We start from the raw sequence: 9176 nt of genomic DNA, 5'->3' as shown, positions 1-9176 counted from the left end.
ATGTTTCTAATGGTATGCCTAAAGCAAGTTTACCTTTCGGTAATATTTACTTTATGTTAGATTCTTATGTTTCTAGTTTAATTGTAAATGAAGCTGAAGAAGTACCTGATCCTGATGAACCTGAAACTCCTACTGGACCTACAACTCCTACTGAACCTGGTGAAAGTGAGGGTGATAAGGATGATTCTACAACTCCTAGTGAACCTACAACTCCTACTGAACCTGAAACTCCTGTTACTCCTACTGAACCTGTAGTTCCTGAAACTCCAGTTACACCTGATGTACCTGTAGATGATGGTTCTGATAATGTTATTGGTGATGATAATACTAATACTCCTGTAGATGATGATAGTGTTCCTATTATAGAAACACCAGCTTCAGATGCAAGTGATGATACTACTACTGATGTGGATGATAATACACCTACTGATGATAGTGATGTTGTTATTGATTCTGGAGTAAGTGATACTGTTAATAATGATGGTGTTACTGATTCTACTGTAAATACCGATAGTACCAATAATGTTTTAGATAGTAATGGATTTGATAGTAATGGTTATGATGCAAATGGATTCAATGCTGCTGGATATAATGCAGCAGGTTATGATGCAAATGGTTTAGATCGTAATGGTTTAACTGTTGCTCAAAATGCTGCTAACGCTGCTACTGCTAATGCTCAAACAAATAATGTTGCATCTAGTAATGCAGAATCTTCTAGTGCAAATTCTGAATCTACTAGCAACACTCCAAATACATCTAATGTTCAAGCAACCACTACTTCTACTTCTGTTATGAGAAGAAGAAGATATGAGGAAGAATATGAAACAAATAAAAATGGAGATTTAGAAGATATTAATGATGATGATGAAAGTTAAGGATTTTTTGTCCTTAATTTTTGTTTAAATTATTTTCTTCTTTTTCTTTTTTTTAAAATATTTTTAATACTTTTTTCAATATTTTTATTAAAATAAATTATAACAATAGTTAAGTTTATATAATAGTTTGCTCTTATACTAACTATAATTAAGTTAAAAAAATTAAAATCATAAACTTAAATACATAAAAAATAAAAAAATAAACAAAAGTAAAAGAAAAAAAATTAAAATTAATAAAAAAATGGGGATAATGATACTTATGGAAACAAAAAAACCAAACCAAGGAAAAAAAATAGAAGAAGGAAAACACAATGGATCAAAATTTGCACATCTAACTAGAGCACACCCTTGTTTTAATGAAAAAATACATGATAAAGTAGGAAGAGCACATGTACCAATAGCACCAAAATGTAATATAGCATGTAACTTCTGTACAAGATCACTCAACACAGAAGAAAACAGACCCGGAGTAGCATCATGTGTAATGAAACCTGATGAAGCATTAGAACATGTAAAAGAAGTTACAAAAGAAGGACCAATAGCAGTTGTAGGAGTAGCAGGTCCAGGAGATGCACTAGCAAACGATGAAACATTCGAATTCTTTGAAAAAATAGGAAAAGAAAAACCGGACCTAATCAAATGTATGAGTACAAATGGATTACTACTACCAAAATATGCAGATAGAATAGCAGAATTAGGAGTAAACTCAGTAACAGTAACAGTTAATGCAGTTGATCCGGAAATAGGAAAAGATATTTACTCCTTTGTAGTATATGAAGGACAAGTATACAAAGGAAAAGAAGCAGCAGAAATATTACTCAAAAACCAATTAGAAGGTATAGAAAAAGTCACCAATGATGGAGTAGTTGTTAAAGTAAACACAGTACTAATACCTGGATTAAACGATGAACACATAGTAGACATAGCAAAAGAAGTTAAAGCACGAGGAGCATCTATAATGAATATCTTACCTTTAATTCCATTAAACAAAATGAAAGATTATGAAAGACCTGGATGCGAAATGATGGAAAAAGTAAGAGATGAAGTAGAAGAAATAATGCCAGTATTCCGTGCATGTACTCAATGTCGTGCTGATGCCTATGGAATTCCTGGAAAACATGGCTCAGATAGATACCTTGGAAGAACACCACAAAGTCATTACTAAATAATTAAAATTTTTTTTTAATCTTTTTTTAAAATACTTAATTTACAATAATTTTTTTTTAACTTAAACTGTGATTAATATGAAAACATTAGAATGGGAAAATAATAAATTAAAACTTATAGATCAAACTAAATTACCTGATGAATTAACTTATGTTTATTGTAATACTTACCAAGATGTTATACACGCAATAAAAAACATGACAGTTAGAGGAGCACCAGCTATTGGTGTTGCAGCAGCATTTGGTATGGTACTTGCAGATAAAGAAGGTGTTGATCTTAATCTTGCTGCAAAAGAAATTAAAGCTTCAAGACCAACTGCAATTAACTTATTTTGGGCAGTAAATCGTGTTCTTAAATCAGATAATCCTTTAACAGAAGCAATACAAATGTATGATGAAGATATAGAAACCAATTTAAGTATTGGGAAATATGGTTCAGAAATCATTGATGAGGGAGATACAATTTTAACTCATTGTAATGCTGGAGCATTAGCATGTGTAGATTATGGGACCGCTTTAGGAGTTATTAGATCTGCTCATAATCAAGGTAAAAAAATAGATGTTATATGTGATGAAACACGTCCACGAGGTCAAGGAGCAAGATTAAGTGTATGGGAAATGCAAGAAGAAAACATTCCAGTTAAATTAATTCCTGATGTGGCATCTGGTTACTTAATGAGTCAAAAAATGATTGATAAAGTTGTTATAGGTGCAGACCGTATAGCTAATGGTGGAGTTATAAATAAAATTGGTTCTCTTATGGTTGCTCTTGCAGCTAAACGTTTCAATGTTCCATTTTATGTTGCAGCTCCTTTAAGTACCTTTGATAAAGAATCAAATATTTTTGATACTACTATAGAAGAACGTGATGGTGATGAAGTACGTTACTATGGTAAATGTAGAATATGTCCGAAAGGAACAGAAGTAATTAATCCTGCTTTTGATATTATTCCATCAGATTTAATTACAGGAATTATAACTGAAGAAGGAATAATTAAACCATTATAAACCTTTTTTTTATTCTTTTTCAGTTATTTTAGCATCAATACCAACATGCCACATTCCAGGACTACTACTTTTCACTTTCCGATTTTCTAATATTTCAACATTTTTATTTTGTTTATGTGCTGCTTTTTGTATACGTTCTATTCCTTGTCCAAAATTGTCACTAAATTCATAATAATTTATTATTCCTTCATTTTCAACATGTTTTATTGCTAAATCTAAGAATTGATATGCTAATCCAGGTAAATTCATTATTATACGATCAAATTTTTGGTTTGTTAAATTATTTTCGGATACTTCAATAATGTCTCCACATATAGGGTTTATACTTCCTTTTAATTTGTTTAACTTAATATTTTCTTTTAAATATTTTATAGCATATTCATTTATATCTACAGCTGTTATTTGGCATTTTTTATTATGAGCTATAACTATGGGGAATGGTCCAATTCCACAGAACATGTCTAATATTTTTTCATCTTCTTTCACGTTATCGGATACTCTTTTACGTTCTGTTGCTAGTCTTGGTGAAAAGTATACATTAGTAACATCTAATTTTAATCTAGTACCATGTTCTTTATGTATGGTTATAGGATTATTTTCTCCGGCAATAAGTTCTAATTGTCTTGTTCGGGTTACTCCTTCTATTGGACTTTTTTTCATATATACACTTGTTCTTTTTGTGAAGTTTAATGTTGCTTCTCCAATGGTTTTTTTATATTTTTCCAATTCTTTGGGTATTTCTAGTATTACAATGTTTCCTATAGTGTCGAAACTTTTTTTTAGTTCTTCAATTTCTGTTGGGTTTAGTTTTCCTTTTAATGCTTCAGTTATACTTTTAGGGTAATGTTTTGTAGCTACTAATTCGGTTTCATAATTGCTGATGTTTAATTCTGGTAGTTGTAAAGTGTTTTTTATTTCTTCTATTAATGTTGGGGTGGCTATTTCTTTTATAGGTATGTAACCGTAATCTTTATCTGTTTTGATTTTATAGTTCATATTCATTAATTCTTTTTCTGCAATAATTTTACGCACATCATTTAGATGATGTAACTCTACTTTTAAACTTTTCATCATATCACTTAATAATTTAATTACAAGCATTAATTAAACAAGGTATTATATTAAAAAACATAGATTTAAACATTCATTCTAATGTTTATTTGTATTTGAATTTCTATTAGAAAATTACTATAAAAATAAATCTAATAATATAAATCCATTATATAAATATTAAATATAAACAATACTTATATTATTAATAGTAAGTTAATTTAACTAATTTTATTTTCATAATAATTACTTAAAAAAAATCATAAAAAAATAATAATAATTGGGAGAATAAGAAATAATGTTTTATTTAATAGGATTAGGATTATTCAATGTAGAAGACATCAGTCTTAAAGGATTAAATGCACTGAAAAAAGTAGATAAAATATATGCAGAATTTTTCACCAGTAAATTAATAGGTTCCAATCTTAAAGATATTGAAAAAATCATAGGTAAAAAAATAATAATACTTAACCGTAACCAAGTAGAAGAAGAAAACATTTTCTTAAAAGAAGCTGAAACATTAAATGTAGCATTAATAACAGGAGGAGATCCTTTAATTGCAACAACCCACTCTGACTTCTTAGTAGAAGTTCATAAAAAGAAAATACCTTATACTGTGATACATGGATCTTCAATTCTTTCAAGTGCTCCAGGAATTAGTGGTCTTCAAGCATATAAATTCGGAAAAGTAACAACAATCCCATTCCCTGATGAAAACTTCTTCCCTAAATCACCATACAAAGCAATTGAAAATAATCTTAAAATGGATTTCCACACCTTAGTATTATTAGATATTCAAGCACACAAAGATAGATACATGACAGTTAATCAAGGATTAGAATATTTAATGGAAATTTATAATGAGCAAGGTGAGGGCTTAATAAATCCTGATACTTTAGCTATTGGTATAGCACGTGTAGGATCTGAAGATAATATAGTTAAAGCTGATTATATTAAAAACTTAATAGATTATGATTTTGGTGGACCTTTACATTGTATTGTTATCCCTTCAAAATTACATATAGTAGAAGCAGAATATCTTGTTGAAATAGCAGATGCACCATCTGAAGTCTTAGATAATGTTTAAGAAAAAGTAAGTTTTTTTTTAAAAAAAATTAAAAAAGAAAGAACAATATTATTTTTTTTTAAATAATTTATTTTAACAGTGGTTAGTTCCTAATAATTTTTTATAGTTATAATCAAAAAATTTCTTTTAAAAAAATTTTCTAATTATTACTCATTTCATTAATAAGTAAAGTTAAAATATATTTTTCTTTTAAAATTTATATTATTCTTTCTTTTTTTGTAATGAAATTTAGTAAACAGTTTGCTTAATCCTATAGATTACTCAATGGTTTTATTTCATTAAATCATCAAATGGATTTTAATCCATGATTAATATTACTCTTGTTATTATTTATATATTTTATTATTATTATCCTAAAAATTTAGAAAATTTTTGCTGTATACAATTTTTCTCTTTTAAAATAGTATGTTAAGAATAAGGATAATTTTTTTTTAAGCTTAATAAATTATCAATTTAAATTTTTAGATAATCTTTTAATAGTTAAAGGACGGGTAAAAAGTTTTTGTTCTTATTGTTTGAGGTAATTTAAGTTCATCTTTTGTGATCCCTTAATATTTTTTTATCTAAAAATTTATTTTTTTGATAATTTTGTTTTTTTAGGGTTTAATAAATGTTTTTTTCCATTTTTTATATTATTTGGAGATTATAAAATGGTTGTTTTATTTTTATTAACCCAAGACATGAAGTTTAATTCACATCGTTTTTTATTATTAATCTTATCATTTATAAAATTTTTGCTTTATACTTATAATGTAATTTTTAAAAAAATAATTTTTGTTCAATAGATAAATTTTTAAAATTAGAAAATTATCACATTATCTTAAAAAAATCCATAATAAGGTAAGAAAAAATAATTTAAAAGAAGGCAGGGTATAACTATTTTTATTTTTTATAACTATTTTAGGAGTAATTAAACTTTTTAATTTATTTTTGTTATTATTTTTATATTTAGGTAATTGTTTATAGGATTTATTATGTAAATAAATTAATTTAATAATTATACCCGTGATTTAATAAAATATTGGTTTCCATTCTAATTTTGGAGATTATAAAATGGTTGTTTTTTAAAATTTACCAATAGACATGAAGTTTAATTCACATCGTTTTTATTATTTAAAAAAACTCATATATAAACCTTCCCACTTAAACAAACCAAACATCCAATACACTTTTATAAAAAAAACAACTAATACTTTATCACTAGCAAAAAAATTTTAAAATATTTTTTTTGTAAAAATAAATACTATATAAAAATAAATAGGATTTAAGATATTAATGAAAACCGAAAATTTAATTATATTAGTATTAGCGATTATAATATTAATAGTAGGTGTAGGTGCTGCTGCAATGATGTTCAGTGGATCAATAGACCAAAATGTCACAGCTACTAATAATACCACTAATATTACTAATGCTACAAATAATACAACCACCGCAGATAGTGGTTCTAGTGGATCAAGTTCTAGTGGATCTAGTTCTGGTTCTAGCTCATCTGGAACTACTCACCATTCTAGTTCTGATTCTAGTGGAACAAGTTCATCTGGAGGTTCTAGTTCTGGTGGATCCAGTTCTGGAGGTTCATCTTCAGGTTCAGGTTCTAGTTCTGGTGGATCCAGTTCTGGAGGTTCATCTTCAGGTTCAGGTTCTAACCCTGGTGAAAGCGTTCCTCCTGATGAAGAAGGATAAAACATAAAAAATTTTTTTTTAAACATAAATAAAAGGAGATAAATTAAATATTTTTCATATATCTCCTTTTTTATAAATCTTTTTTTAAATACCAATTATCTAAATATATAAAAAACTCTTTTTTTAAATAAAATATTTTATTAAATAAAAAAATAATAAATATAAAATAATTAAAAATAGGTATCATACTCTCTCTTTTTTTTAATTTAATATAAAAAAAATAACATATTATGGGGTTGTGTTTAAGGTAATGAAAACAAATAATAGATTAAATGCTTTAATTTTAAGTGTTGGAGGAACAAGTGAACCTCTAATAACTTGTATAAAAGAATTAAAACCTGATTGTGTATACTTCCTACATTCTAAAGGTACACTAAAAATTGCTAAAGAAGTTCTTAAAAAAACAAAATTTAATGGAGAAGTATTATATAAAGAAATTGTTAATCCCGAAAGTTTAGAAGAATCTTATTTTAAAGCACATCATGCTATAAAAGAATTAAAACATAATAATTTTGAAGTAGTTATGGATTTTACTGGAGGAACTAAACCTATGGTTTCAGGTTTAGTCTTAGCAGCAGTAGGAGAAAACATTGAATATTCTTATGTAGGAACTTTTTCTGAAAATGGACGAGATAAAAATGGTTTAGGAATAGTTAAAAATGGTTTTGAAAAAATTAAAAAACAAAAAAATCCCCTAGATTTATATGCAGTAAATGAATTTGAAAGAGGTAAAGAATTTTTTAATAATTATCAATTTCAAGCTGCAAGAAGAAATTTAAAAACCGCAGAATCTAAACTCACAGAACCTTTTTTAAAGAAACTATCCAGTTTATATATTAAAATTATTGATATTTATGATTCCTGGGATAAATTCAATATAAAATTAACTTGTGATAATTCACAAATAAACCTTGATAAATGTTTGAAGGATTTATTAAACTTAATCTATGAGGATAAAGCAGTTGTTACTAGTTTTGAAAAGGATCATAATGGATTTTTAAGTCAGTTGAAAAACAATCAAATGTTTTTAGAACGTAAAATTTCCCAAAAAAACAATCTTAATAATGATAATATTTATTTTTATCTTCCAGATTTATTGAATAATGCTTATCGTCGTATTAAGGAAGGTAAATATGATGATGCAGTTGCAAGATTATATCGTGTTATGGAGTTAGTTGCTCAATTAAAACTTAACAAATTAGGTATTGTTGATAATGATTCAATTAGAAATTTTAAATTTGATATTAATAAAAATTCATTTAAAAATTATGCAAGTGAAAATTATCAAGATATTTTAACTAAGTTAAATATTAAAAATTTCACAAGTTCTAAATCTACTTTTACCCTTGCAATGTATAATGATTTTAACATGTTAAGATACTTAAATGATGAAATAGGAAATTATTATATTAAAGATAATAAAGTCCAACGTGAACTTGAAAAACGTAACAATAGTGTTTTAGCCCATGGTTTACGTCCAATTAACAAGATTAATGCTATAAAATTATATGATTACTCTGTTAATTATGCTAAACTTTTATGTTCTGATGTTGAAGTTTATATGAAATTAGGAAGTTTTCCCAAATTCCAAATTTAATTTAACACTTTTTCTATTTGAATCTTTTAGTAAAATTTAAATATTATTATTTTTATAATATGAGTGATGAATTAATGGGTGTCTTATATATTATTATATATAGGAGGTTAATTATTATACTGTGCTAAAAAGATTTTTTTAAACAAATTAATCTATTAAAGAAAAATTTAGGAATAAGCATAGTTAATCTTTTTTTTAAACAAAATTTTAAGGTAAATATTTTATAAAAAAAATAATTTAATATGGGTTGAAAATTTTTTTCATTTAAGCTAAAATATTCAATGTCCCCACATATGTATAAAAGAAAATATTAAATCAATTTAATTTAGAAAATATGAGAAGTTTTTTTTATTTAACACAAATATAGGAAAATATTTTTTTATCATCTCACTAAAAAAAAACGAATTTAAACTTTTCATAAAATTAATAAAAGGGGTTAAAAAAAAATTAAGTATTGATTTTTTATTAAAATATGTATAAAAACAGGGAATGATATATTTTTAGAAGGTTTAATCTTTTAAGAGAAATGTTTTCACATTAAAATTTAAGAGAATCCTAAAAATTATATTAAAAAAAAGATAAAAGGGGTAACTTGTATTTATTCCCTCTTAATTTTTTATTAAAAATTTAATCACAGAAAAAAATGATTCAGATTTTAAATAGATAAAAATATATGTCCATTAAAAAAAAATAAGGGAACTATAAAC

At 25.8% G+C, this 9176-nt stretch carries 6 protein-coding genes and 1 pseudogene; 6 read left to right on the top strand and 1 reads right to left on the bottom strand.

Annotated features, from left to right (window positions below; translation table 11 throughout):
• The 3 genes and pseudogenes from BP769_RS00210 to mtnA all read left to right on the top strand — a co-directional run.
• A pseudogene (locus tag BP769_RS00210) lies at window positions 1–875 on the top strand (hypothetical protein); the annotation flags it as partial.
• 259 nt (window positions 876–1134) lie between these two features.
• The gene (locus BP769_RS00205) at window positions 1135–2040 is read left to right on the top strand and encodes a radical SAM protein (protein WP_413823587.1); all 906 of its coding nucleotides are present in this window, start codon (window positions 1135–1137) and stop codon (window positions 2038–2040) included.
• A gap of 79 nt (window positions 2041–2119) precedes the next feature.
• Entirely contained in the window at window positions 2120–3049 is a 930-nt protein-coding gene (gene mtnA, locus BP769_RS00200) for an S-methyl-5-thioribose-1-phosphate isomerase (protein WP_413823590.1), read from the top strand.
• Between the two features lie 9 nt (window positions 3050–3058).
• Here the strand turns inward: mtnA and BP769_RS00195 are convergent, their stop codons facing one another.
• Window positions 3059–4120, bottom strand: coding sequence for a class I SAM-dependent methyltransferase (locus BP769_RS00195; protein ID WP_413823637.1), 1062 nt, complete (start codon window positions 4118–4120; stop codon window positions 3059–3061).
• A 277-nt stretch (window positions 4121–4397) separates the two neighbouring features.
• On the opposite strand from BP769_RS00195, the gene dph5 reads away from it, so the two are divergent.
• From dph5 to BP769_RS00180, 3 genes are all read left to right on the top strand, one after another.
• A complete protein-coding gene (dph5, locus tag BP769_RS00190; RefSeq protein ID WP_413823593.1) occupies window positions 4398–5186 on the top strand; it encodes a diphthine synthase in 789 nt (262 codons plus the stop codon).
• 1275 nt (window positions 5187–6461) lie between these two features.
• Window positions 6462–6872, top strand: coding sequence for a hypothetical protein (locus BP769_RS00185; RefSeq protein WP_409197888.1), 411 nt, complete (start codon window positions 6462–6464; stop codon window positions 6870–6872).
• 250 nt (window positions 6873–7122) lie between these two features.
• Window positions 7123–8469 (top strand): TIGR02710 family CRISPR-associated CARF protein, encoded by a 1347-nt coding sequence (locus BP769_RS00180; protein WP_409197887.1) that lies wholly within the window; start codon window positions 7123–7125, stop codon window positions 8467–8469.
• Window positions 8470–9176: the final 707 nt, after the last annotated feature.

The organism is Methanobrevibacter sp. UBA417, assembly GCF_002508845.1.
Lineage (GTDB): Archaea > Methanobacteriota > Methanobacteria > Methanobacteriales > Methanobacteriaceae > Methanobrevibacter_A > Methanobrevibacter_A acididurans.
Note: the sequence above shows the minus strand (reverse complement) of the source record. Positions and strands in the feature narration are given on the sequence as shown.

Coding starts and splice junctions, on each gene's coding strand:
- mtnA (WP_413823590.1), top strand. CDS start 2,120: ATGAAAACATTAGAATGGGAAAATAATAAATTAAAACTTATAGATCAA.
- BP769_RS00185 (WP_409197888.1), top strand. CDS start 6,462: ATGAAAACCGAAAATTTAATTATATTAGTATTAGCGATTATAATATTA.
- BP769_RS00195 (WP_413823637.1), bottom strand. CDS start 4,120: ATGAAAAGTTTAAAAGTAGAGTTACATCATCTAAATGATGTGCGTAAA.
- BP769_RS00180 (WP_409197887.1), top strand. CDS start 7,123: ATGAAAACAAATAATAGATTAAATGCTTTAATTTTAAGTGTTGGAGGA.
- BP769_RS00205 (WP_413823587.1), top strand. CDS start 1,135: ATGGAAACAAAAAAACCAAACCAAGGAAAAAAAATAGAAGAAGGAAAA.
- dph5 (WP_413823593.1), top strand. CDS start 4,398: ATGTTTTATTTAATAGGATTAGGATTATTCAATGTAGAAGACATCAGT.